This is a genomic window from Dellaglioa sp. CoH-57-MRSF-17, assembly GCF_056782015.1.
Genome location: NZ_JBXAXY010000191.1, coordinates 1 through 232, shown reverse-complemented (window position 1 = coordinate 232; position 232 = coordinate 1). Strand labels below are relative to the sequence as shown.

Below are 232 nucleotides of genomic sequence, written 5' to 3'. Positions count from 1 at the left end.
GAAAAAGATTGATTATTCGAAGGTCAACAGCGTAACGGATCATCTTGAGGCGTTGGCAGAATCTGGTGACTACAATCTATTTCCGGGACTTCTTTCGGAGTCCGAAATGGAGGAAATTCAGAATCGTCGGGTAAAGGCCAAGCCCAAGGGTAAGGTGGCGATCGTTCGTGAGGATGAGTACATAATCCGAGGCGGCGGTACCGACGAAAACGGAATGGCCGTAGACGACTTC

Annotated in this window: 1 protein-coding gene; it reads left to right on the top strand. The window is 49.6% G+C overall.

Annotated elements, in window-relative coordinates:
* On the top strand, positions 1-232 hold a 232-nt coding region (locus tag AC1RPJ_RS08350; protein WP_481762943.1), incomplete at both ends, for a hypothetical protein.